This window comes from Pirellula sp. SH-Sr6A, assembly GCF_001610875.1.
In the GTDB taxonomy this organism is placed as follows: domain Bacteria; phylum Planctomycetota; class Planctomycetia; order Pirellulales; family Pirellulaceae; genus JBKCUI01.
In genome coordinates, this window is sequence record NZ_CP011272.1 from 3,571,274 (window position 1) to 3,596,421 (window position 25,148).

Genomic DNA, 25,148 nt, shown 5'->3' on the forward strand with positions numbered 1-25,148 from the left:
AGGGTTGGGAGCGGTTGCTCGACTAGGAAGGCGCCAAGTTGGGGGAGGCCAATTTCTGCCTTGGGCGATGGCGTTCGAGAAGATCCCGAATCCAAAAGGAAAGATTCTCCAGATCTCCGTCGGAGGTGGTGGTTCGACCCCCGAAGACTGCCGTGGCGAGAATCGATTCGATGTGGATACGGTCTTCGTGCGACAAGCTCTCGTGAGGCAGATCCTTGATCTCATCCAAGCATCGTCTCCATTCGGCGAGAGTTTCTGATCCTGACCATTCTCGCGAGAATTCGCGTGCGAGGGATTCCGCCGCGATTTTATTTTGAATCTCGAGCGGCTGCGACTGCAGAAGCATTTGCCGAGCCGTTCGCGGAAGTTTGGTAGGGGGCATCGGACGGAAATAAGGGGCCCGGCGGAGCAACATCCAAAGGATCCCGGCGGCCAGCAGCCATCCTAGGGCCTGCCATACCCATCGCGCGTAACGTTCCGGTGAATAACCTCGCGGTTGATCTCGCAAACGACGATTGATCCGATCGGGTTGTGCGGAATCTGCCAAGGCTCGATTGGCGACCGCCAAAAGCGTTTCCATGCGAGGCATGGGAGGGGTGGGTGGAACCATGTCGTCGGGAGGTTCCGGTGGTAGTAGAGCCTCGATCGGAAACTGTTCTTGCGTTTCCTGGCTAACCATCATGGTAAAAGCGCTGCGATTGTCCTCCGAAAGCCAGTCCGCCAGCTTCGCCGCAAACGCCCCATTGTCCTCGTACCACAACATGCCATTGGACAGGATGCTCGGGTCCGACAGGATAACGATATCCCCCGCTGGTAAAACCGACTCGGGTGCATCGCTGCGTTCCGAATTGAGGTTGCGTTCCAGGGTTCCTACGATGCCTACCGGTTTGCGTTCGGCGGCACTGGGCCGGATGTTTTCGGGCAACGTCATCAGGTTTTGCCAGCTGTACCGGTTGCTTCGACGGACGATCCAACCTGTGCGATTTGTGGCGATCGAGGTGAGGGATTCGGTTAAGGGGTGCCGGACCGCCAAGTTCCGCAAAAGGATGCAGTCACCGAATCCGCGGAGCCGATCGGCGGGATTTTCGGTCAGCGCGGGGCCTCGGTCGATTTGAGCCAGTGACGAATTCCTCAGCGAGTCGACCGCGATCAAGAGCCGTCCCCCCGATGCGACGTAAGAGTCGCAGCTTTCCCAAAACCGGTCTGTAAGGGCGCTGGTGTCGCCGAGGATGAGGAGCGAATGGCTGGTGGGATTGGCTAAGGTGCTGGAGAGTTTCGGCTCCGCATCCAGACCCTTTTGCTGGAGCAAGATTTGTAGCAGCTCGTATCGGAAACTCCACGCGGGATCGTTGGTATCGATGCTGGGAGTGGACTGTCCTCGGGAGGGAGCGCCTGCGAGGAAGGCTCCGAGGACGAAGATACCGATTGCGAAGAACCCTCGCGGCAGGAATGGACCGGCTCCCATGCGTTTACCTCTCAACCGATCGTCTCGGCGGAAGCGCAAGCCCGAATGGCTTGCCGCATGCGTTCCAGTTCGTTCGAGTCCAATCGATAGGTCTCGGGCGTATAGCGAGCCAAGTCGTAAAGGTTGGCTGCCTCGGCGACTTGAGGCTGCAACGGTTCCCTTCGGTGTCGGACATGTTCGACTACCCGTCGCGAGGTCCACCAAGATTCGAAGCCACGCACTTTTCTCTCCAGAATCCAATGAAAGGCGCGGACGGCGTCTTCGCGACCTTGGATATCACCCAGCTGGGATTCGGCCCGGTTCGCCGCGGCGGCCGCGCGTCCCGTGATCCGGTCCAGCATGGCCCGAGATCGGGGAAGCAGATAAACCGTCGCAAGGAGTAGAGCAAACAATAAGGGGACGAGCCAAAACCATGCCGGAAGGCTGGGAAAGTCCCCCAGGCTCGGAACAGAAAACGGGGATTCCTCCGCCTTCTCAGGTGCATCGTTTTGCTTGTTTTGTGGTGCGGACGATCGCGTGCCGCCGGCGAGGGAGTTGCTATCGGTGAACCAGCCCATGCGAGACCCGTTGTCTTTATCCTCGCTTGGGATCCCTTCGCCCCAGCGGTTGCTGTTTTCGTTGAACGCTTGGCCAACAGAATTCGAATCGTTCGAACGAGACGGATTGGGGGGCTTCGATGCAAGGCTTGGGGCAAGCGAATTCGAAGGTTTGGCGGCCGAGGACGTAGCGAGCTTGTCCGATTCCCGGTTGAAATCCTGAGCGGGATCGAGTTGCTTTTGTTCGACCCCTACCGCTTCCTTTGCGATTTGTTGGAGAAAGGAACTGAGCCCCAGTTCGCGGAGTTTGCGTCGAATTTTATCGAGCGAGGATTCGCCGGACGCACTGTTCGAGGGTTGGAGGCCGGCTTCATTGGCGTTTCGAGACGCGTTTCGGGACAAGGCTTGATGACGTTGTTGCATGCGTTGCTCGGCCAACGCACGCTGACTTTGGATTTCATCCCATCGCTTCTGGATCCGCTCCAGTTCCGCGCGTTGCCATGCTTCCTCCGAGACCCCATCCGCCCCCGATCCATCGGGACTCGCTGCTAACGGAAAATCCGGTTGCGGATTGCTCGTCGAAGGATGGGTGCCCGACGGATTGTTTCGTCTCGACGGGTCGAGAGTTTGCGAGTCGCCCAGGGGCGGGGCGGTGGCCGCATCGTCGCTCCTACGCCGTCCATTGGAAGCGTCCCCTGGGTTTGAGGAGGGCGACCTGGAGGATGGGCGTGGCGTGGATTCGTCAGAATTGGGAGTGGTGGATCGGCGGTAGGCATTGGGATCGTTGGCACCGCCGGTGCGATTCTCCAGGAGATCTTGCAGTTGACGCTCTAAATCGTCAGGGGACGGCTCGGGAGAGTCTGCCGAATCGAAAGGGTCGTCCGAAGGCGACGCACCGCGTTGCCCGTCCACTCGCTGCCCGTCACCGCGTTGCCGTTCTCTTGGGTAACCCTCTCTGGGAGGGTCGGTCCGTTCGGCCGATCTTGCGATCTCCTCAGCAAGCATTTTGAGTTCGGGAGAGCTCTCCATCTGCTGTCGCAAAGCTGGTGGGAGATCGTCCAAACTCTTGGGGGAGCCATTCGGAAATGCCTGTTGGCTGAACGATTCGGCCAGCTGCTTCAGTTGTTCGCGCTGGGAGGGTGAGAGATTTTGGAGTTGATCGGCCAGCCCGGGGTTGTCTTGGAACGCCTTTTGAAGCTGTTTCCAGGAGAAGGGATCCGACGAAGGTTTGTTTGGTCTTTGGAGGCGTGCCAACAGTTCGAGCGGGTTCGGGCTTTGGCCTTGGGAAGCGTCGAGCGGGATCCAGCGTTGGTATTCCGTTTCGCGACTGGTGGGTGCGGAGCGTCCGGGGAGGGGGAGGGGGCGCGCGTCCTGATTGTTCGGGGCGGGCAAGCTGTTTTGTGCGAGAAGGGGGCCGGCGGGAGCGAACCAACACAGAGCCACGCAAGCTGCCGTTCGAATAAGTTTCGTCGCGTTGTGCATCTTGGAAGCCGAGGAGGTAAGGTCCCGTCGAGAAGGAGACCTATTGTACCGGTGCAGGATAGACCGTGTCGAAGTTTTTTACCTGCCGGCTTCTCGCTTGCACGTCCGCGTGTAGTCAGGCTAGCGGGGAGTGGGGCGGCGCCAAGCTGCGTTGGGATCGAGAGTGGCGGTTTCTTCCTCGGGGCCGACGGGGGCGTTGGTGGGCGAGGGGGTTATCGGTGCGACACCGGAGCCGATCGATTCCTTGGCCGCATCGGAGAGGATTGCGGACGCTTGGATCACGCCTTGTCCAAGGCGGTCGATGCGCTGGGTGGCGGACGAAACCGAGGCGTTCAAGTTTTCGGCGGATTGATTGATCGTATCCCGCGCTTGCGAGGTCGCCGAGTTTAGTTGCGATTGGGCTTGGTGAAGCGAGGAAAGAAGCTGGCTGGTCGGCTGTTCCAGCGGGGAGGCTTGCGACGTCTTTATGCCCGCAGGGTTGCTGCTGGTAACGGGAGGTGCTCCGCTCGGCGCTGGATTGCTTCCCGTGCCATTGTAGGAGTTGGGAGTCGCGAAGGAGCCGGTGGCAGGTGCGGGGACGCGCGATGCGCTATTGACCCCCAAGGCCTGGGGCAGCGAGTTGTTTAGTCCGGTGCATCCAGTGGTTACGAAACTGAGTACGAGCGCCGCGCAGGTGGAGGCGGATCGATACGAGTTGCGGTTGGATAGCATGGCAAATCACCTTGTTCCTACGGGGGATCCTGCGAGGATCAAAATTAGGGGATATCGAAAGGGACTGTCGGGATCGATTCCAGGCTTTTACACTGTCCCGTTCCACTCTGCCTTGTAGCGATTCGGCGACACGAGGATCAAGAGGGTTTGGGACAAGGTTTGGGGCAATAGGTAAAGCGGGTGGTTTGCGATGGTAAAAATCGGGGCGCACATGAGTATTGCAGGCGGTTATTACAAAGCCGTTGACGCTGCGAAGGCACTGGATATGGATGTGGTTCAGATCTTTACGAAGAACAACAACCAGTGGGCGGCTAAGCCGATTTCGACTGAGGACGAGGCCCATTTTTCCGAGTCGCTTCGGCGGACCGGGATTCAAAATCCTTTGGCGCACGCATCATATCTAATCAACTTGGGGTCGCCCAAGGAAGAATTGTGGCTCAAGTCGATCGATGCCATGGTGATCGAATGGCAGAGGGCTGAGCAGCTCGGTTTGGATGGAGTGGTGATGCATCCGGGGGCGTATGTGGACTCCAGCCCCGAGGCGGGACTGGAGCGGATTGCCCAGGGGATCGATCGTGTGTTTGATAAGGTTGGAGCGGGAAAGGCTTGGTTATTACTAGAGAATACCGCTGGGCAGGGGTCTTGTTTGGGGTGGAATATGGAGCAGCTCGGTTGGTTGCTGGCTCGCTCGGGTGCGGCCAAACGCGTGGGGGTTTGTTTGGACACTTGTCACGCCCACGCTGCGGGCTACGACATGGCGGCGGCAGAGGGATTGGAGCGGCTCGAGAGAGAGGCACGCGAGGAAGGTGTTTGGGGGGCGATCCGGGCATTGCATGTCAACGACAGCAAGAAAGGGTGTGGCTCGCGGGTGGATCGCCACGAGCACATCGGATTGGGGACGATTGGTCTGAAAGGGTTTGAGCGAGTCCTACACCACCCTGATCTCAGTCAATGCCCGATGTATTTGGAAACCGAGAAGGGGACCAACGAGGAGGGAGAGGACTGGGATGGCGTCAATGTGCGCGTGCTTCGATCGTTGATCTAGCGGATCCTTTCCCGCGATGGGTGAATGGGGCTACATGATGGAGAAGTAGTTCTCGACGGCAAAGTCGATGTACTCCTTCTTCAATTCGAGTGGTGAGGAGTTGAAGTAGCAGTACGCGCGGACTTGGAGAAGCAAGTCGCGTGGGTGGCAATTGCGCATCGGTCTGCCGATGGGCTTGTAGTGCTTTTCGATCAAGTAGTCGATGATCTCGGGACGGTGCGGGATGTTGAGCGATTTGCACATGATCTCAAAGAGTTTGCGAAACGCCGTTTCCTCGGGGTTGAGAACTTCGATTTTGTAAGGGATCCGGCGGAGGAAGGCGTCGTCGACGAGGTCTTTGGGTTCGAGGTTGGTGCTAAAGATCACGAGCTGATCGAACGGGACTTGGACTTTCTTACCACTGCTGATGCTGATGTAGTCGTAGCGCTTTTCGAGGGGGACGATCCAGCGGTTGAGCAGTTCGTCGACGCTCATTCGTTGGCGGCCGAAGTCGTCGATAAGGAGAACGCCGCAGTTGCTTTTCATTTGCAGAGGTGCGTCGCTGATGTTCGTTTCCGGGTTGCGGGAGACCTCGAGCATCGACATGGTCAATTCACCACCGGCGACGATGGTAGGTCGTCGGATGCGGACCCAGCGTTGGTCGATTTGGGTATCGCGAAGGAGACCATCGGAGGGTTGGTGGGGGTGTTCTTCGTGATTGAGGGGATCGAAGATACGCATGAGATCGCCGTCGACGTTGATCGCGCGAGGGATCCAGACGTATTCGCCAAAGGCGCGGGTGATCCGTTCCGCGATGCTTGTTTTCCCGTTCCCAGGGTAGCCGTAGAGGAACATACCGCGGCCGCTGTTGACCGCGGGACCGAGTCGGGCGAGGAGCTGGGGGGCGATGAGGAGGTCGGAGAACGCTTTGCGAAGATCTTCGTGAGTGGGGTGTTGGTGTTCGACCGATTGGAGTCGGACCGATTGGATGTAATGGGAGAGCGGGACCGGGGCCGCGCCGAAATAGGTTGTTTTGAGCATGTGGCGGCGTGCGCGGTCCCGCCCGGCGTCGGTGAGGGAGTGGATGTAGTCATTGACGGCTGTGGAGCCCAGGTAGCAGCTCAGCTGTTGCGCTTTGAGCTTGGTGAGGGTGGGTTCGACCAGCCGGAAGGGGAGTTTGAGTTGATCGGCGATGGTTCGACCGGGTGCTTCCCCGCGATTGAGAAGGTATCGCATGACCAGTTCTTCAATCGTTTGGCCGTTCAATCCCGCTTGTTCGAGCGACGTGGGCTCGAGGGGGAGCAGGGGTTCGCAGGGGTTGTGAGTGACTTTGAGCAGCGGGTGCCCTTCCCCGGATAGCTTCGATGGAAGGACAGGAGCAGGGACGGACGGGACGGCCGGCGAGGGAGTCGCAGCCGGATCGGAGGCTGGGGAAGCGTCCGATTGGGGGGCGATCGGGGCCGAGGGGCCTGGCAGGGATTGGTTCGCCAGCCGGTTGATCCGTTCAAGGGCTTCTTCGAGCGAGCTGGTGGCGCGGTTGGTGGTTGGGGGGGAGTTCAGGTTGGGAGCGTTCATATCAGAGTGCGAATTCATTGGAGAAACGAGGGGGAAGCTGTTCATGCGACAACGTGCGGGCCTCCACGGCGGGCATTGGGAAACCCGTGGGGCGCGGAAAACCAATGCTCCACGGGGTAAGCATCGGTCAAATTCGCACCGATGCTTGGTCAATTCCCCCTTCAAGGAGTAGGGATGTGGGGAGCGAAACGTCAGAACTCGCATGTTCTGAGCAATCGTTGGGGGGTGAGTGGGCATAGAGCCACTAGGGGTAAGGAGCGGGAGGGGGAGAAATGCTTCCGGGAAGCGGTTGTCCAGGGCGAAATGGAAGGGAGGGGATTCGCTCAAAACCCATGAAAAACATAGGTTTTCGAAGGTTAGCAAAAAAACTTCCAAGAAAAGAGATCCAACCACTTGCAATAAATCGGGGGTGCCCGTATCTTTTCGCCTCCTCGCTGCGGACGACTCCGGTCGCCGAAACTTAAAGCGACTCGACGATAAAAAGTTGATTCAAAAAAAGTAGTGAGGACGCTTGACACGAACCGATAACAGCGGTTACCATGTTGAGCCCAACAAAACGACGACTAGCTGGTCGCGAGCTCGGAAGAGTGAGTTGTGTCAGCGAAAACGTTGGTGAGTTGGATAAATTGATCTTTGACAATCCGGTGGATGAGTTTGATAGATGTTTTTAGCAAACGTCACTTCTTGAGAAGTTTTGTGAAATTTTAAAAATGGTGGTAAATGACCAAAACCACCGACCGGTTTCAAAGCCGCAACTAGTTTGACAAGGCTGTTTGGTAGCAATACTGGGTAGTCTAAGCATACACAAGTGAAGGGTTTGATCCTGGCTCAGAATGAACGTTGGCGGCGTGGATTAGGCATGCGAGTCGCGCGAGAATGTAGCAATACAGGAAAGCGGCGAAAGGGAGAGGACAACATGGGAATCTGCCCGGGGGTCGGGGATAGCTACGGGAAACTGTAGGTAATACCCGATAAGGTCTACGGACCAAAGGTTTACTGCCCCTGGATGAGCCCATGCCCCATTAGCTTGTTGGCGGTGTAATAGACCACCAAGGCGATGATGGGTAGCTGGTGTGAGAGCACGACCAGCCTCACTGGCACTGAGACACTGGCCAGACACCTACGGGTGGCTGCAGTCGAGAATCTTCGGCAATGGACGAAAGTCTGACCGAGCGACGCCGCGTGCGGGATGAAGGCCTTCGGGTTGTAAACCGCTGTCGAGGGGGATTAAGGGCAACTTGAATGAACCCTGGAGGAAGGAGAGGCTAAGCTCGTGCCAGCAGCCGCGGTAAGACGAGCTCTCCAAACGTTATTCGGTATCACTGGGCTTAAAGAGTTCGTAGGCGGCTTTGTAGGTGGGGTGTGAAAGCCCTCGGCTCAACCGAGGAATTGCGCCCCAAACCGTAGGGCTTGAGGGATATAGGGGTAAGCGGAACAGATGGTGGAGCGGTGAAATGCATTGATATCATCTGGAACACCGGTGGCGAAAGCGGCTTACTGGATATTTTCTGACGCTGAGGAACGAAAGCTAGGGTAGCGAACGGGATTAGATACCCCGGTAGTCCTAGCCGTAAACGATGAGCACTAGTCTGAAGGACTCTCACAGTCTTTCGGACGTAGCGAAAGTGTTAAGTGCTCCGCCTGGGGAGTATGGTCGCAAGGCTGAAACTCAAAGGAATTGACGGGGGCTCACACAAGCGGTGGAGGATGTGGCTTAATTCGAGGCTACGCGAAGAACCTTATCCTAGTCTTGACATGCTTAAGAACCTGACTGAAAGGTTGGGGTGCCCGCAAGGGAGCTTTTGCACAGGTGCTGCATGGCTGTCGTCAGCTCGTGTCGTGAGATGTCGGGTTAAGTCCCTTAACGAGCGAAACCCCTATCTCTAGTTGCCAGCGCGTTATGGCGGGGACTCTAGAGAGACTGCCGGTGTTAAACCGGAGGAAGGTGGGGATGACGTCAAGTCCTCATGGCCTTTATGACTAGGGCTGCACACGTCCTACAATGCAACATACAAAGGGAACCAAAATCGCGAGATCGAGGAAATCTCAAAAAGTGTTGCTCAGTTCGGATTGCAGGCTGCAACTCGCCTGCATGAAGCTGGAATCGCTAGTAATCGCGGGTCAGCATACCGCGGTGAATGTGTTCCTGAGCCTTGTACACACCGCCCGTCAAGCCACGAGAATTGGGGGGGCCCGAAGTCGCTGAGCGAACCGTAAGGACGCAGGCGCCGAAGGTCAACTTGATGATTGGGACTAAGTCGTAACAAGGTAGCCGTAGGGGAACCTGCGGCTGGATCACCTCCTTTCTAAGGATTTATGTTCGGTCTCGTACCGAGCACATAAGTGAGCACAAACCCTCGAGAAGATCAAACTCGTCTAACCGTCAACCTCACGTTGATGGCGAAAAACACCGGATTTCAAATTAGAGGCCCAGTTCAGTCGCAAGATTGAACTGGGTTTTTTTATTGCCTTTTCCGAACACAAAGCAAGGCTGTTTCAACCGGCGAGCTATGCCCTTCTACCACTCTTTTCGCTCTCGCATGAACGAAAAGCTCTTGCTGACCGCGTGAGATCGCCGACCGCACCTTGCAGCCGCCACGTTTCTACCCCGGGGCGCCTGGTTGCAGGTCCATCATCACCTACATGTTTGGGATTTGTTTTCCTCCGTCTGGCCAGATTCTGCAGCACGTTCAACGTGGGGTAGGCATCAATGATGCATTCGGGCCGCAAAGCAAAATCGAATTCTGCTGCTGGTCGACCCCACACACTCTCTGTTCTCTCGTTCGCACCGGACCGCTGAGGAACCGAGCACGCGTTAATCGCGAGCAATTGTTGATCGTTGGCAGTCTTGGTTCCCTCGAATGCAAAACGAAAGTCCCATCGCCATGCCGGACGTACATTTCTCATGCTGCACTAACTCCCGACATTTTGGCTTTTTTCCTAGATCGCAAAGTCACACGCGGGATTTCGGCGAACGTATGGCGAGCTGGTGGCGCGTCGAAACGGTTCCCCAATAAGAGAGATCCGCAAAGCGACCGGCGGATAGAAAGTTGATAGGCGTCGAAGTGGCCAAGAATTTTCGCTCAGTTGGGAGCTTGTGGCGTCACGAGCCCAGTAGCGGATTCCGGAGTGGGGAGAGATTTAGCAGTTTGCGAACCCCGAATCCCCCGCCCCTCTTCGAATTGGGACGGGGAGTAGAAAACAACGCATCGGTTGCTTGAAAAAAGATGCTAGTCAGTTCGGACTATTTTTTCGACGACGCCCGCTAGGGGCAATCTACTTGGCAATGTCGAAGACGAAGAGTTTTTCCAAGTCGCGAATGAAGAGCTTGCCATCGGCGATCACGGGGTGAGCCCAGATGGCCCCTTGCTTACGATCCAGGGAGGTGGTTTCGGGCAACTTCACTTGGCCCACCGATTCCCAGCCTTCCTTCGAAGGCTTCGCGAGGTAACAAATTCCGTCGCCGTCGTCATAGCAATAGAGCATCCCGTCGGCGAATCCGATTGAGCCCGAACGGCCTGCTCCCACTTTCTTGTACCAGAGAACATCGCCAGTCTTGAAATCTTGAGCCATCCAGACACCGCGGTAGGCACGCGAGAAGCCGAAAATGGTTCCATCGTGAAGAACATAACCACCGTGATGGTTTTCCATGCTTTCTTTGTTAGCCGCGTAAGCTTGGTTGGCGACCAATTTGTCCCCGTCGCGCTGGATATCCAACGCGACATTTCCGGCGCCATAGCCTGACGAGTGGTAGATGCGGTTCCCTTGAACAATCGGGGTTGGGATGACTGCGGTTGGGTTTCCGGTCTTCGCACTTTTGAACAACTCTTCCCCGGTGACAGCATGTGTTCCGATGAGTCCTTCCTTGGCGGCCGTGACGTAGGTCGGGATTCCGTCGAAGTCCGCTTTGATGATGGAAACGTACTGGGCGTCGTATGCGTTCTTCGACTCCCAAACTTTCTCGCCGGTCTTTTTATCGAAGCCGACGAGAAAAGCTTTTCCGCCAGGAGTCGCGATGACTTTGTCGCCATCGATCAAAACCGATTCGCTAAATCCCCAGGTGGGATGCTTGCTGCCGAACTCGGCGACAAAATCCTTGCTCCACACCACTTTGCCGGTGTTGCGGTCCAAACATGCCAGGACGCCGAGATCGCTCAGGCAGTAGACATGGTCGCCATCGATGGTGGGAGTGCTGCGCGGGCCGTCACCCCAGTTGGTGTTGTATTCCTTTTCCACTTTGCCGTTCGCAAAGTCGGTGCTCCAAACCTTTTGACCTGTCTTGGAGTCCAAGCAGATTGCGACCGCGCGATTGTCGATTTTCCCAAGCGTGTACACTTTGCCACCCGCAACGGCGACGGAAGAGTATCCCATACCGGTATCTGCGTAGGACCAAGCCAATTTGGGACCTGGCTCAGGCCACTCTTTCAAGAGGTTCGCGGAGGCGGAACGGCCATCGCGATTGGGGCCTCGCCATTGTGGCCAATCGCCGTCGGCTGCAAATGCTTGGCCGGCCAGCCCAATGCTAAGTACCCATCCAAGAAACTTGCGAGACAGTTGGCTCTTCTTTGTGTTCATACGTGCTCCACGGGGGGACTATTCGGGGACAATCGAGGGATGATCTGCAGTAACAACGCGGTATTGTAGAGGATGCGTGATTGGTTGGGAAACCGGCCGAGGGGGCTTTAGACTTCTTGCGGGATACCCTGGGATTTGCAAGACTAGAGCGGCGCTCGTCTTGCGGAGTCCGTAGCCCCTCTGGCTGATCCGCTTGAGAACTACCCCACCCAGTCTTCTTTTAGAGTCGAAAGCGACCCCCTCGAATGATCCCAAGCGAACCGTCGGACTCATCCAATCCCTATAAGAGTCCCACAAACATGGATAAGCCCGCTCGCGCGATGCCAAGCGAATCGGCGGCTTCTTCCAAGGCACCACCCCTTTCAATGCATCATCGCGTCGTCTTGTCGGTGATGATGTTCCTCCAGTTCGCGATTTGGGGGTCATGGGTCATTGTTTATTACCCGTTCTTGACCAATCGCGGGTTCACGCCCGCACAAGCGACCTCGATCACGGGCAATATGTTTGTCGGTGCGATTATCTCGACCTTGTTCGCAGGGTACTTGGCCGACCGTTGGATCAATAGTGAGCGATTGATGGGGATCTGCCATTTGGTGGGAGCGGGATTGCTTTATGCGATGACTCTCCTGACATCGCCAGATCAATACTTTGCATTGTTCATCGTGACCTTTGTCTACTCGCTGGTCTTCAATCCGACTCTTTCCGTCATCAATTCGCTTACGTTCCGCAACGTTCCCGATGGAGAGCGCGACTTTCCCGGTCTGCGGGTGCTCGGGACCATCGGCTGGATTTGCGCCGGGTTCTTGATCGATAACATTTTCTCGGGCAAGACCGCGATGGCGGATGGAACATTGATTCCGAATACCATTGCGACGCCGGGACCTCTTTACCAGGCGGCAGTGATCTCTGCGATCTTCGGAATCTACTGCTTGGTCATGCTCCCCAAGACCCCGCCAACGGGCAGTGGAGCCGGTGCCCTCGACTTTCTGCGCGCCCTCGCGATGCTTAAGGATTTTTCTTTTGCAGTATTCTTCGTCATCACGTTGCTCGCTTCGATTGCGATGGGCATGTACTTCAATTCCGCAGGGGACTTCCTCGGAAAGGGAGCCGGTGTTGAAAAAGTCGGATCCACTTTGGCCATCGGGCAAATGGTCGAATTGCTCCTCCTCGTCCTACTGCCTTTCTTCCTGAAGCGATTCGGAATCAAATTGGTGATGGCGGTCGGTCTCTTTTGTTGGGCACTGCGTTACCTGCTGTTCGCGCACGGGGGACCAGAGGGGATTGGACTTTGGTTCGCCATCGTGGGTGTCGCGCTGCATGGATTCTGTTTCGACTTTTTCTTTGCAGCCGGATTCATCCATGTCGACAAGACTGCTCCACGCGATTTGCGAGCCAGTGCGCAGTCCCTTCTCGGTGTCTTGGTCTACGGCTTGGGAACGTGGTTGGGCACCATCGCTTGCGGGGTGTTGAATGCGATGTACAAGGACGGTGAAAACATCAACTGGTTTGGATTCTGGATCATCCCAAGCATCGTGTTGTTTGTTGCTTTGGCAGCCTTCCTCGTGTTGTTCAAGCCAACGCGCACGGAATCGGCTGCGTGATCGATGGGGTTTTGTGGTCATTCACAGCGGCGCGATGACATGGTTGGTCCCGCGCCGTTTTAAGAAACGGAAAAGGATTTTGTTCGATGCCTATCTACGAGTTCTATTGCCCAGTTTGCCATACCGTATTCAGTTTCCTCTCCCGGTCCATGCAGAATACCAAGGTTCCGGAGTGCCCCAAATGCGGGAGAAAGAAACTGGAAAAAAAGATCTCGCGCTTCGCAATTTCGAAAGGCCTTAAAGAGTCGGACGCGACGAAAGATCCGTTCGAAAATGTCGATGAGGCCAAGATGGAGCAGCTCATGATGGAAATGGCTCCCCATTTAGATGAGAACAGTGAAGGACCCGAGGATCCTCGTCAGATGGCAGCCCTCATGAAAAAGATGTTCGACGTCACGGGCATGCAACCCAACGAACCGATGTTGGAAGCCATCCGAAGAATGGAGGCTGGTGAAGATCCAGATCGCATCGACGAAGAGATGGGAGATGCGCTCGACGGAGAAGGAGATCCTTTCGTCGGTGCCGATTCCAAAACCAAAAAATGGAAGCGGATGTTCGAGGCCCCGGATGTCGATCCCGAACTATACGACATGTAAAAATCGCATTCTATTCGTTCCTCAACTCCTTAGCGCCGTTGCGAGAAACCTCCCCTTTGAGATAGATCGTTGCGCGCCACGGCGCAGGGGCGCAACGGGTAAGAAGAGTATTGGGATGGATTGGGATTGGCAGTGGATGGAGTAGGTTGTCGGTAACTTTTCGATCCCTGCGAGTTATCTCCTCACCTAGATCCCGTACTCCCTAGCGCCGTTGCGCCGTTTCGAGAAACCTCCCCTTTGAGATAGATCGTTGCGCGCCACGGCGCAGGGGCGCAACGGGTAAGAAGAGGATTGTGATGGATTGGGATTGGCAGTGGATGGAGTAGGTTGTCGATTACTTTTCGATCCCTGCAAGTTATCTCCTCACCTAGATCCCGTACTCCCTAGCGCCTTAGCGCCGTTGCGAGAAACCTCCCCTTTGAGATAGATCGTTGCGCGCCACGGCGCAGGGGCGCAACGGGTAAGAAGAGGATTGTGATGGATTGGGATTGGCAGTGGATGGAGTAGGTTGTCAATAACTTTTCAATCCCTGCGAGTTATCTCCTCACCTAGATCCCGTACTCCCTAGCGCCGTTGCGCCGTTGCGAGAAACCTCCCCTTTGAGATAGATCGTTGCGCGCCACGGCGCAGGGGCGCAACGGGTAAGAAGAGTATTGGGATGGATTGGGATTGGCAGTGGATGGAGTAGGTTGTCGATAACTTTTCAATCCCTGCAAGTTATCTCCTCACCTAGATCCCGTACTCCCTAGCGCCTTAGCGCCGTTGCGAGAAACCTCCCCTTTGAGATAGATCGTTGCGCGCCACGGCGCAGGGGCGCAACGGGTAAGAAGAGTATTGTGATGGATTGGGATTGGCAGTGGATGGAGTAGGTTGTCGGTAACTTTTCGATCCCTGCAAGTTATCTCCTCACCTAGATCCCGTACTCCCTAGCGCCGTTGCGCCGTTGCGAGAAACCTCCCCTTTGAGATAGATCGTTGCGCGCCACGGCGCAGGGGCGCAACGGGTAAGAAGAGGATTGTGATGGATTGGGATTGGCAGTGGATGGAGTAGGTTGTCGATTACTTTTCGATCCCTGCAAGTTATCTCCTCACCTAGATCCCGTACTCCCTAGCGCCGTTGCGCCGTTGCGAGAAACCTCCCCTTTGAGATAGATCGTTGGGCGCCACGGCGCAGGGGCGCAACGGGTAAGAAGAGGATTGGGATGGATTGGGAACTATCCGAAAGCGGGAGTGGGGTGAGGGGAGTCAGTCCCGGAATCTTGCTCTTTCTGAACATGCGGATGCACCTTCTCGCTGCGTGTCGTGGACGCTTCGGTCGAGACGGAGGGTTTGACCCGGAAGAAAAGGACGTAGAGGGCAGGCAAGTTGACGAGGGTTAAGAAGGTAGCAATCGACAGCCCGCCCATAATCGCCATCGCCATAGGGCCCCAGAAGACACTCCGCGTGAGAGGGATCATGGCTAAGATTGCGGTAGCCGCTGTGAGAATGACCGGACGTGCGCGGCGGACCGATGATTCAATGACAGCATCCCACTCATTCAATCCGCTCGCGATGTCTTGCTCAATCTGATCCACGAGAATGACCGAGTTCCTCATATCCATTCCCGCCAGCGCAATAACACCAAGCAGTGCGACAAACCCGAACGGAGCGTTGAAAACGTGAAGCGACGCAACGGCACCGATTAGTCCTAGCGGTGCGATCCCGAAAATCAGGATCATCTTTTTGAACGAGTGAACCTGAGACATCAGCAGGGTAAGCATGATCAGGATCATAGGAGGGAACATGGCAAACAAAGCCTTATTCGCTTTCACGCTTTCTTCGGCAGCGCCACCCGCTTCGATTCGATAGCCTGGCGGAAGCGAGCTTTTCAGTTCCGCTAATTCCTTTTCCATTCGGTTGGTAATGTCCGGGGCTTGAAATCCATCAGCGACGTCGCATCGTACCGAAAGCATCCGTTCTTGATTTCGACGCCAAACGATCGGCTCTTCAAAACTGGGACGAATTTTTCCTACTTGTTCGATCGGAACGACTTTGCCATTGGGGGTGAACAGCGTCAGGTTGCCCAGTTTTTCCACCGAAGCTCGTTCCGATTCGATGGCTCTGGCGACGACGGGGATGGTTTCTGTTCCGTCTCGAAACTGAGAAACCGTGGTCCCTGATAGAAGAGTTTCCAAGCCGAGTTCAACTTCCTGCGGTGTTAGGCCCATCAGTCTTACTCGGTCTTGATCGATGTCTACCTGCACCGACTTGGAAGGTTCGTCCCACTCCAAATTCACGTCGATGGCCGCGGGATCGGACCGCATCACTTGCCGCACGTCCTTCGCGATCCGCCGAACGGTCGATGGATCTGGACCAATCACACGAAACTGAACCGGGTAGCCGGTCGGCGGTCCGAACTCGAGACGGAGCACGCGCACCGACGCGTCCGCAAATTGTCCATCTTGTTCAAACAGTTTTTTGAGTCGGGTTCGCAGCTCTTCTCTCGCGTAGACACTCGTTGTTTGGATGACGATCTTGCCAAAGCTCGGATTGGGCAGATCGGGATTGAGAGCGAGAAAGAATCGGGCAGATCCAGCTCCCACATAGCTAGTGAAATGTTGAATCAACGGCTCGTGTTCTCCGTCGGCGTTCAAGAAAGGGCGGATCCGCTGCTCGACCGACTGGATCATCTCTTCGGTCGCTTGAATCGAGGAGCCCTCATGCAATCTTACATCGACCATGAGCTCGGTACGCGAAGAGAGTGGAAAGAACTGCTGCTGCAACCGTGTAAACCCAAACAGCGCCGCGATGAACATCATGACCGTGATAGAAACCACCGCGTAGGGACGCTTCACACAACCTCGAATAAGCCATCGCAAGGCACGATGAAAGGGCGTTTGAAAGGGTACGTGCTCACCGTGTCCATCGCCTTTCTTCAAGTCGGGTAACAGCTGGACTCCCAGATGGGGCGTAAAGATGACCGCCACAAACCAAGATATAATCAAAGTGATTCCGACCACCCAGAAGATCCCCCCTGCGTACTCACCCGCAGCCGAGCGTGCGAATCCGACGGGGAGAAACCCTGCCATGGTAATGAGGGTTCCAGAGAGCATGGGAAAAGCGGTGGATCGCCATGCGAATCCCGCGGCATCGACGCGGTTCCACCCCTCTTCCATCTTCACCGCCATCATCTCCACCGCGATGATCGCATCATCGACCAGCAGCCCCAACGCGAGAATCAATGCTCCGAGAGAGATACGGTCTAGGTTCATACCGATGGCATTCATAATCATCAGCGAGACCGCCAGTACGAGAGGGACGCTGAGAGCGACGACGATCCCCGTGCGCAGGCCCAAGCTGAGAAAGCTCACGATGAGAACGATCACCAGTGCTTCGACGAAGGATTGAGTGAATTCCCCAACCGATTCTTCCACCACGTGCGGTTGGAACGCGATATTCCCCATGTTCATACCAACGGGGAGTTGGGAGGTGATCTCTTCCATCGCGGCTTCCAGTTGCTTCCCGAGGGAAAGAACGTTGCCACCTTTGGTCATCACGACCCCTAACGCGACAGCGGGATGGCTATTGAAGCGAAGTTTGAAAAGCGAAGGGTCTTCATAGCCTCGTTTGACTTCGGCTATGTCCTTCAATCGAAAGACGCGACCATTCCCTTGCACCGGGACTTCTTGAATCTGAGATACGCCATCGAAGTCCCGAGCAACGCGCACGTGGATACGGTCATTGGAGGTATCAATACTACCTGAGCGAACGAGAGCGTTTTGCTTTTGGATACTATCGAAGATCGCTTGCGGGGAGACCCCGAGCGTCGCGAGCTTTTGGTGGGAGAACTCGATGTAGATCCGCTCATCTTGATCACCGACGAGATCGACCTTTTCCACATCTGCTACGCGAAGCAGCCGTTTACGCGTGCTTTCCGCCACGCGTTTCAGTTCCGCATAGGAAAAATCATCTCCATAGAAAGCATAGATGGCGGAGTAAACATCTCCGTATTCGTCGTTGACATAGGGGCCGACGACTCCTTGGGGCATGCGCGACTCGATGTCGCCGAGCTTCTTGCGAACTTGGTACCAGATATCTGCCACTTGTTTGGGGGGCGTATGGTCCTTGAGTTGAACCAGCGTTTGCATGCGGTCGGGCAGGCAGTAGGTTTGGAGAAAGTCGAGATAAGGAGTTTCTCGAAGCTTATCTTCGACTTCCTCGGCGACTTGCTCCTGCATTTCCTTGGATGTCGCTCCTGGCCAGGAGGCGGTTACGACCCCGGTTTTGATCGTAAACGACGGATCCTCAGCGCGACCCATGCTCAGATAGGCTTGCAGGCCCGCGGCCCCGAACGCCAACATGAGAAAGGAGATAAAAGCGGGGTGCGTGACAGCCCAATGGGATAGGTTGAATATCCCGGGACGCTTCGATTCGTCGGTTGTGTTCATGTTATTGAGAGTTCCAGACTCGAACTCTTACCTTTTCATCGATGCGCTGAACTCCAGCGCTCACCACGAGATCGTTTGGTTGGAGAGGGCCGCGAACCATCGCGGTATCGTTTCGAATTTGTACCACCTCAATGGGAACCGCTTCGACACTTCCGTCATGCTCGTCGATGCGCCAAACGACGGCTTCGTCCAAGTTATTGCCGATAGCCGCCGTAGGGATCGGAATGTCGGTCTGGTTGGAATCAAAAAGATGCACCGTAGCGGTCATGCCAATCGATAGATTCGAAGCGCTCGCGAGGAGCGTGAATTTGGCGTCGTAAGTCCGTGAAATCGGGTCGGCGATGGGTGACATCTCACGGAGTTTGGCGGGCAATCGTGCGTCGGGCTGCGACCAAATCGAGATGGTGGGACGTCGGTTACGGACCAATTCCAATCGGTTCTCCGGAATGCTAATGACCGCTTCGAGCTCTTCCCCTTGCATGAGTTGCAGAACGGTTTGTCCGATGTTCACGACTTGTCCCGCCTCTCCCTGAATCGCCGTGACAAGCCCGTCGAAATCGGCTCGCAGCTCGCAATAGTCGCGCTGATTTTGGGCCAGTTCCAGTCGCTTACGGGCGGAATTCAAACGAGCTTGGGACACATCGCGCGCTGCCAAACTCAGGTCGTATTCAGAAAGGCTCACAGCACCGGTACTGCGAAGTTGCAGAAGCCTTTTTTCTTCGGCGTCGGCTTGGGTGAACGTCGATTGGGCAGAGATAAGTTCGGATTCGGCGACTCGGAGGTTCAAGTCGTAGTCGGTCGGATCCAAACTGAATAGCAAGTCCCCTTGTTGGACGCAGTCCCCGAGCTCGACGTGCCGCTGCGCTACTTTGCCTGCTACACGGAATCCGACCGACGTTTGGTAGCGAGGTTGGACAGAGCCGGTGAAAGAGACTTCGGAATCCGAAGGTCCGTCGGTTGGAATGCGATAAGCACGCACGACCAACTCCGATCCGTTCTGCTCCAACTCGCTCACGTATTTGGCCGGGATTCGGTGATCTCCGTGGCTGAAATTGTGGTAGGCGAAGGCAGCTCCCATTCCGCTGACTGCGATTCCCAGTGCGATTGTCAGGATTCGTTTGCGATGGAATCTCATGGTGCAACTGTTTGTCTTTCCGCTTGGATCGAGCGAAATTCGGGTAGGAGTTTTTCAAGCAAATCTTGCATGTGAGACTGGTACTCGGACCAGTTCATGAGCGGCTGCCACGCGAACCCGTTCAAAAGATTCAAGCAATGGGCTCGAATGGCAATTACCGGATCGTGAATTCCAATCGAAGCCAGCGAGGGGCTCGATCGAGTCAGGATCTGGCTTCCGTATACAAGGGCCCAGAGTCCAAAAACGAACTCGGGCGGCGAAAGGGGGGCAGGGACCGTTAGCTCTCCGGCGGTGACCCCATCGGCCACCACAGAAGAAACGAGCGCCATGCAATTGCCCTCGCACTCGCGGATCAATGCCTGCCGCTGCTCAGAGGTCTTGTCCCAAATGTTGTTGTTGCGGATCCACTGCTCCACCAAGAAGTCATCGCTGCATTGCTCGGTGAAAAACTCGCACGCCGCCCCGACCGCCATCATGCGGACCCGACTGCTGGCCGAAGTTGCAATCGCTCTTTCGAACAACGCTCTCCGCAGCTGCATCGCCTCCACCGCTAACGCCAAAACGATTTCTTCTTTGTTGGGAAAGTGGTTGTAGATCGTCCCCTTGGCGTACTCCATCTGCGCTGCCACCCGGTCCATGCTGAGGGCCTGAAACCCCTCCCGAAGCAGGATCGGACGGGAAACCCGAAGGATTTCGGCCGTGCGACGTTCCATTTCTCTTTGTTTTCTAGTTAGTTCGACCATGGAGTCATTTTTTGACGAGTCGTCACAAAAGTCAATGGATTTTTCGGCACTTTTGGGCCAAGGGCTTGAGCGGGGACTAGAATTTCGTGTAATCCGGTGCTCTGGTGCATGAGCCCGGAGTTTTTGAAGTGGTCGAAGGCCAGCCTGCGGGCGTTGGTCGTCCCTTAACGTGAGTGAGATTTGGCGATGCGATTTTGGTGCAAGGTCCTGGTTGCGGCGTCGTTGGTAGGCAGTGTCGGGGGAGTTCAAGCCCAGGAGACGAAGCAGCAGAACGGGAAGAAAGCTCCTCCCGCTACTGTCCAGGAAGCGACGGCGGACGCAACGGAAACAAAGCCGCTCTTTCTCCGGATCGATAAGGAGGGGAAAGAACCTCGAGCATTGCAAGTGGCGATCGCGAAATATGAAATCGTCTCCGGGCCTTTCCAAGGCGCGACAGTCGATTTGATCGGCGCGGTACACGTCGGGACCAAACAGTATTACAGCGACCTAAACCAGCGATTCCGCAACTACGATTCCGTTCTCTACGAATTGGTCGCGGATCCGGAAGTGAACAAGCCGAATCAGCGGGCTGAAGGGGGCTTTAATCCCATCAGCGGGCTTCAGACCGGGATGAAGGAAGCGTTAGAGTTGAGCTTCCAACTCGATGAGGTCGATTATTCCCCGAGCAACTTTGTGCACGCCGATATGAGTCCCGGGGAGTTCGGCGAGGACATGAAGAAGCGAAAAGATGGTTTCCTCGGAATGTTCGCCCGCATGATGGGAGCCGGGTTGGCGGTGCAGGCGAGCAAAAAGGGACAGCAGCAGCAGGCCGATATGATGGCGGCCATGATTTCCAAAGACCCGATCCGACTGCGCCGCGTGATGGCGGAACAATTCGAATCCATGGAGGGGCAAATGGCGGGGCTTGCCGATAAGGATGGCAAGAGCACGTTGCTCACCGAACGGAACCGCAAAGCATTTGAAGTTCTGCAATCGGAATTGGAAAATGGAAAGCGAAAGCTGTCCGTCTTCTACGGAGCGGCCCACTTGAACGATATGCACGACCGGCTTTTGAGAGACTTTCACGCGAAACCTGTTTCCACCGAGTGGGTCGACGCTTGGCCGCTTCGCTAGCCGGCGTTCGTTTAACAGTCAGCCGGTGAGCGTTCTCCCACGTTCACGCAATGACTCTATGAATCCAATCAGCTTCGAGACTCGAATTCTCTTTCTGAATTCCAGCCTTGTGCACTTCGGTGAAGTCCTTGGTTTCGAAGCGATAGAGGATTGGAAGAAGAGCACCACCGATTCATCGGGAAAAAGATCGATCGGCAGGTGTACGTGGTCCGAGTACTCGGTATTTCAAAGGTCGATGAATTCGCTAGGTGGCCGTTCCTTCAAACCGTGAATCGTTTCGACGCGCAGTAACAACACCTTTTGTCCAAGCTGGAAGACATGTGTCTCGCGTTGGGGCCTCTGCCTCTTCGTATCGGTTTGTGACCATGTGAAAAGAGCAATGTCCTTCGAAGCGAAGCTCGAAATCAATCCGACGATTGGACTCCGATTTCAGCAGTCGGTTCGAACAGATTCGCGGATCCAATTTCGCTCGATCTCAGTTTCGATTCCTCGTGGAGATAAGCAACCCTGCAAGCACGGTCGTCGCAATGGCCGGACCTGCGAGCGCTACCGACCATGCCAGAGCATATTGCCAATTCCAAAGATGCGCTCGGAAAAAGATGATCGTATGTGCGGCCGTCGCGCAGCCATCGGCGATAACTGACAAGAGGGCTGCGAAAGCCAGCGGAGTCACGAACTTCGCTCGCCGGTGGATGCCGTATCCGACGCCAAACAGGACACCGACCATCAAGCTATCGAATGCAATCCAAAATCGCAGCATTGCGTCGCTACCGAACCAGAACACGCCATCGCAGCGGCTTAGCAATACTGTCCACACGACGAGTGCGATGGCCAGTGCGTGAATCCAATGCTGCCAAGCCTTGAAGGAGACTTGCCGAAAGTGGGCGGCCGCGAAGCGAATGGAGGATCGGAAGGCAAAGCCCGTCGGATACGAGCGCATGAAAGCCATCAAGACGGCGATCAGCATTGAGAATTGAAACTTGGGAAAACCCGTAACGTAGACCTCTTCCCATTCGTCGGGCCGGAACTTGGACTTGAAGGCCGAAAGTCCTTCGAAATTGTAGATGGGGGTAGAGAGTCGTCTGGACCAGCCGAAAAGGTTCTTGGCCCAACCGGGCTGGGGGTAACGGGAACGCTCGGTATTTCGGAGGGGGGATAGTCCGAGCGATGCGTAGGGCTTGCTCTCTTCGGCGAGCGATTGCATGGCCGCATCGATCAACGCTTCGGTGGTCCCGTTCGGAGCAGCGGGGGTACGGATCAGATCTTCCAGAAAGAACCCATCGCGTGCATAGACGGGAACCAAGGACAGAAAGCCGACTGGCTCCCATTCCTCGTTCGCATCGTTTGGAACGGATTGAAGTGCTAGAAAGTATCGACGTTCCTGCGCGAACGAAAAGGTTTCGAGATGGACGAGGAAACTCATGGTGGCCATGCGGTGCGTTCTCTGCCATTGACGCATGACCCGTTCGGCTTGTCGGCGGGACAGGGAATCGGCGTCTGCCATCTCTTGGAAAGGGACAGGGCGGACGATCACTCCTTTCCGTTCCGCACGCCGGCATTGCGAACCCACCAATTGAACCCGTTTGGGATCGCTCCGCCAAAGCATGGGATTCCAGCAGGGCTGTTCACCAATCTTGACATGGGTAGCGTGGGGGCCGCACTCGTCGGAAAATCGGGGTACGGTTCCAAAAAAGCAAACTTGATATCCTGCTTGCTTGGCCGCCTCCACGAACCGCATGGCGCATGGGATCAATTGGTCGTGGGGGCAAATCGGAGCACCTGCCGCGACCCAAGTGCCCCAAGCTTTGTAATAGGCGACCACGCCCAATTCATTGGGATCGAACCAATACTCGAAGAAGGGTTCGAGCGTCTGGAACGAGGTGTTGTTCCAGCCATATTGTTGAATGAATCGAAGTGCTCGCTGACGGGTTTCAGTACTCACATCCTAGAAGATAGCAAAAGGAACCGCATTCAGCGAAGTCCCCACTGAACGAGCATTCGAACTTTCGGCAACGGACTATGCATCGTCGAACGGTCGTCCCGACCGTTTTAGCACCGAGTACTACCCCTCTATCGACTAGCCCACCCCTCCCAATAGCCTCCTAAAGAAAGGAGGTGTCTGGGGAAGATTCTTACCTGGCGCGGCGCGTTAGGCGATGCTGATCTGTTGAGGACAACAGATCGACATGTCGAACGGTCGTCCTCGACCGTTTCATCGCTATAGACCACCGCTCTATCGACCAAACCACCCCTCCCAATAGCCTCCTAAAGAAAGGAGGTGTCTGGGGAAGATTCTTACCTGGCGCGGCGCGTTAGGCGATGCTGATCTGTTGAGGACAACAGATCGACAATTGACGACGGATCGACGGAGAGCTAGCGGATGAGGGTGCGATAGAGGGCTTCGTACTGCTTGAGCTGCTCGTGGAGAGCGAAGGTCGATTCGACGCGCTGGCGATTGATCACTCCCAGCTCCTTGGCTCGGTCCCGATCGGTCGCTAATCGTATGACCAACGACTCCCAAGCCTCCCAATCCGACTTCCCTACCGATTGTTCCGTCGTATTGCTCCCCAACAGTTCCCGCACTCCCTCCACCTCCAACGTCGCGACAGGCAGGGAAGATGCCATGGCTTCCAATACCACATTGGGCATCCCCTCGTACCGGGTCGGCAACACTAACAGCTGACTGCGACGCATCCACTGGGCTACCTCCTCGCTTTGGCCTAACCAGTGGACTCGCTCCGCGACTGCGGTCCGCGCGATTTGCCGCTGCGCAGTAACCCGCTCCGGACCGTCCCCCAACAAAACCCAATGATGATCCGGCAGTGCCCCTAAAATCCTCGGGATACGCTCGATCAATACGTCGAATCCCTTTTGGTAATCAATCCTCCCCACAAATAACAAAACAGGTGCATCTTTTGGTAATGAATCAGGCCAGAGACAGGGCCGTTGACTGGAAGCTTCCCAGCGGGAAAGGGAAATGCCATTGGGGATCACCAGCAGCTTCGATGCTTCCACCTCCTCGATTTGACTTGTCCACGTCGCGACTTCTTCGCTGACACAAACCAATTTCTTCATGCGACTCGCTGCCCACTTCCCCCAGCGATGTCTCCCGGTTCGTGGTTCCGTGACTCGATTTCCCCCCACCAAGGGAATTCCAAACGATGGATAAACGCCCGCCGAGAGAACATTCGCGTGCCAGAGGAACGATTGCGCGATATCGGGTGGCTGGGTGCGAACGAAGCGTCGAAGTCGCCACCAAGCCAAAGGGAATTGCAGGGCTCGGTCAGCATACAAGCTCACAAACGGGACTTTTTGCGATCGAACTTCGCGATGGAAGGCGTCGCGCGGAGGCTTTGGAGGGGAACCGATGGAGATAATCCGGACCGCATGGTAATTGCGGTGCAGGTAGGTCGCGAGCTCCATGCAGCAACGCTCTGCGCCACCCACTTCGAGTTCGGTGATGATCAAATCGATCTTCAATGCGTCGCCTGCTCGTGGATGGGAGTTTGCGGAACTCAGAACGGGAAAGCTAGGAAAGCTGCGTTGTCCCTCGGCCGGGAATTCTGTAATGTCCCGCTGGGAGACTGACACCGGCCTGGCTCGAACCGGTCCTTATAGGTCTCCAGTCTGTACTGAGGCAAGGAGAGTTTCCATGGCAGATCCAATCCAGGTTGAAAAATACCGCAACGATGCGGCACTCACCCTTCGACATCTGCCTGAAGTGCTAGCTTTTCTCGTGGACACGAACGAAGAGACGGCTGGATACGCCGTGGAAGCTTTGGAGAATTGCGGAGTGCCGCCCCTGGACGCTTGGGCACACCTCGCGGAAAGCTTGAACGCCCCCCATACGCTTCAGGTTTACTGGGCTGCGACGTTGATTGGACGGATGGTGGAGGAGCACCGGGAAACGATTCCTGGCGAGATGCTTGGCGAGATCGAACGAGCGCTGGGTGGGCGAACCGCCACGATCGATGACATGGCAGCGAAGGAACGGATCGTGTGGGCAATTACCAAATTGCCTGCAATCGATTCTGCAACCCGCCGCGCCTTGGAATCCTGTGCGGAGTCTGGGTCCGAGCGGTTGAAGCGATGGATCGAAGAAGCGTTGAGCAAGGCCTAGTTCTAGGACGCAGGCATTGCCCCTTTTCAGAGGGGACAAAGGTAGG

15 protein-coding genes and 1 rRNA gene are annotated in these 25,148 nt (G+C 55.9%); 6 read left to right on the forward strand and 10 right to left on the reverse strand.

All coding sequences use genetic code 11. The annotated features are described in order from the left end of the window. Positions 1 to 22 precede the first annotated feature (22 nt). From VN12_RS13835 to VN12_RS13845, 3 genes are all read right to left on the reverse strand, one after another. Positions 23 to 1,465, reverse strand: a complete 1,443-nt coding sequence (locus tag VN12_RS13835; RefSeq protein WP_146677386.1) for a DUF4350 domain-containing protein — start codon at positions 1,463 to 1,465, stop codon at positions 23 to 25. Positions 1,466 to 1,476: 11 nt separating this feature from the next. After that, a complete protein-coding gene (locus VN12_RS13840; protein ID WP_146677387.1) occupies positions 1,477 to 3,483 on the reverse strand; it encodes a DUF4129 domain-containing protein in 2,007 nt (668 codons plus the stop codon). Positions 3,484 to 3,603: 120 nt separating this feature from the next. Beyond that, on the reverse strand, positions 3,604 to 4,194 hold the full coding sequence (locus VN12_RS13845; RefSeq protein ID WP_146677388.1) for a hypothetical protein: 591 nt from the start codon (positions 4,192 to 4,194) through the stop codon (positions 3,604 to 3,606). A 190-nt stretch (positions 4,195 to 4,384) separates the two neighbouring features. Here VN12_RS13845 and VN12_RS13850 point away from each other — a divergent pair, with 190 nt between their 5' ends. After that, positions 4,385 to 5,239, forward strand: a complete 855-nt coding sequence (locus VN12_RS13850) for a deoxyribonuclease IV (protein WP_146677389.1) — start codon at positions 4,385 to 4,387, stop codon at positions 5,237 to 5,239. Positions 5,240 to 5,269: 30 nt separating this feature from the next. Here the strand turns inward: VN12_RS13850 and VN12_RS13855 are convergent, their stop codons facing one another. After that, on the reverse strand, positions 5,270 to 6,811 hold the full coding sequence (locus tag VN12_RS13855; RefSeq protein WP_240491147.1) for an AAA family ATPase: 1,542 nt from the start codon (positions 6,809 to 6,811) through the stop codon (positions 5,270 to 5,272). A 787-nt stretch (positions 6,812 to 7,598) separates the two neighbouring features. Between VN12_RS13855 and VN12_RS13860 the strand changes: the two genes are divergently transcribed. Continuing rightward, a 16S ribosomal RNA gene (locus VN12_RS13860) occupies positions 7,599 to 9,099 on the forward strand. Between the two features lie 970 nt (positions 9,100 to 10,069). Here VN12_RS13860 and VN12_RS13865 read toward each other — a convergent pair. Further along, positions 10,070 to 11,368, reverse strand: a complete 1,299-nt coding sequence (locus tag VN12_RS13865; RefSeq protein WP_146677390.1) for a PQQ-binding-like beta-propeller repeat protein — start codon at positions 11,366 to 11,368, stop codon at positions 10,070 to 10,072. A 299-nt stretch (positions 11,369 to 11,667) separates the two neighbouring features. Between VN12_RS13865 and VN12_RS13870 the strand changes: the two genes are divergently transcribed. Further along, the gene (locus VN12_RS13870) at positions 11,668 to 12,969 is read left to right on the forward strand and encodes an MFS transporter (RefSeq protein WP_168164395.1); all 1,302 of its coding nucleotides are present in this window, start codon (positions 11,668 to 11,670) and stop codon (positions 12,967 to 12,969) included. Between the two features lie 86 nt (positions 12,970 to 13,055). Then, on the forward strand, positions 13,056 to 13,565 hold the full coding sequence (locus VN12_RS13875; protein WP_146677392.1) for an FmdB family zinc ribbon protein: 510 nt from the start codon (positions 13,056 to 13,058) through the stop codon (positions 13,563 to 13,565). Between the two features lie 1,213 nt (positions 13,566 to 14,778). Here the strand turns inward: VN12_RS13875 and VN12_RS13880 are convergent. The 3 genes from VN12_RS13880 to VN12_RS13890 are packed head-to-tail and all read right to left on the reverse strand — an operon-like array spanning position 14,779 to position 19,839. Continuing rightward, positions 14,779 to 17,991, reverse strand: coding sequence for an efflux RND transporter permease subunit (locus VN12_RS13880; protein WP_205855043.1), 3,213 nt, complete (start codon positions 17,989 to 17,991; stop codon positions 14,779 to 14,781). A gap of 1 nt (position 17,992) precedes the next feature. Next, positions 17,993 to 19,126, reverse strand: coding sequence for an efflux RND transporter periplasmic adaptor subunit (locus tag VN12_RS13885; RefSeq protein ID WP_146677393.1), 1,134 nt, complete (start codon positions 19,124 to 19,126; stop codon positions 17,993 to 17,995). Further along, on the reverse strand, positions 19,123 to 19,839 hold the full coding sequence (locus tag VN12_RS13890) for a TetR/AcrR family transcriptional regulator (protein ID WP_168164396.1): 717 nt from the start codon (positions 19,837 to 19,839) through the stop codon (positions 19,123 to 19,125). The genes VN12_RS13885 and VN12_RS13890 overlap by 4 nt, the downstream gene beginning before the upstream one ends. A gap of 216 nt (positions 19,840 to 20,055) precedes the next feature. Here VN12_RS13890 and VN12_RS13895 point away from each other — a divergent pair, with 216 nt between their 5' ends. Next, the gene (locus tag VN12_RS13895) at positions 20,056 to 20,982 is read left to right on the forward strand and encodes a TraB/GumN family protein (protein WP_168164397.1); all 927 of its coding nucleotides are present in this window, start codon (positions 20,056 to 20,058) and stop codon (positions 20,980 to 20,982) included. 475 nt (positions 20,983 to 21,457) lie between these two features. Here VN12_RS13895 and VN12_RS13900 read toward each other — a convergent pair whose 3' ends face one another. Both VN12_RS13900 and VN12_RS13905 read right to left on the reverse strand, forming a co-directional pair. Further along, a complete protein-coding gene (locus tag VN12_RS13900; RefSeq protein ID WP_146677396.1) occupies positions 21,458 to 22,924 on the reverse strand; it encodes a DUF2156 domain-containing protein in 1,467 nt (488 codons plus the stop codon). 431 nt (positions 22,925 to 23,355) lie between these two features. Further along, positions 23,356 to 24,573 carry a glycosyltransferase family 4 protein gene (locus tag VN12_RS13905; RefSeq protein WP_146677397.1) on the reverse strand — a complete coding sequence of 406 codons (1,218 nt, stop codon included), beginning with the start codon at positions 24,571 to 24,573 and terminating at the stop codon, positions 23,356 to 23,358. Between the two features lie 61 nt (positions 24,574 to 24,634). Here VN12_RS13905 and VN12_RS13910 point away from each other — a divergent pair, with 61 nt between their 5' ends. Beyond that, the gene (locus tag VN12_RS13910; protein ID WP_146677398.1) at positions 24,635 to 25,102 is read left to right on the forward strand and encodes a hypothetical protein; all 468 of its coding nucleotides are present in this window, start codon (positions 24,635 to 24,637) and stop codon (positions 25,100 to 25,102) included. Positions 25,103 to 25,148: the final 46 nt, after the last annotated feature.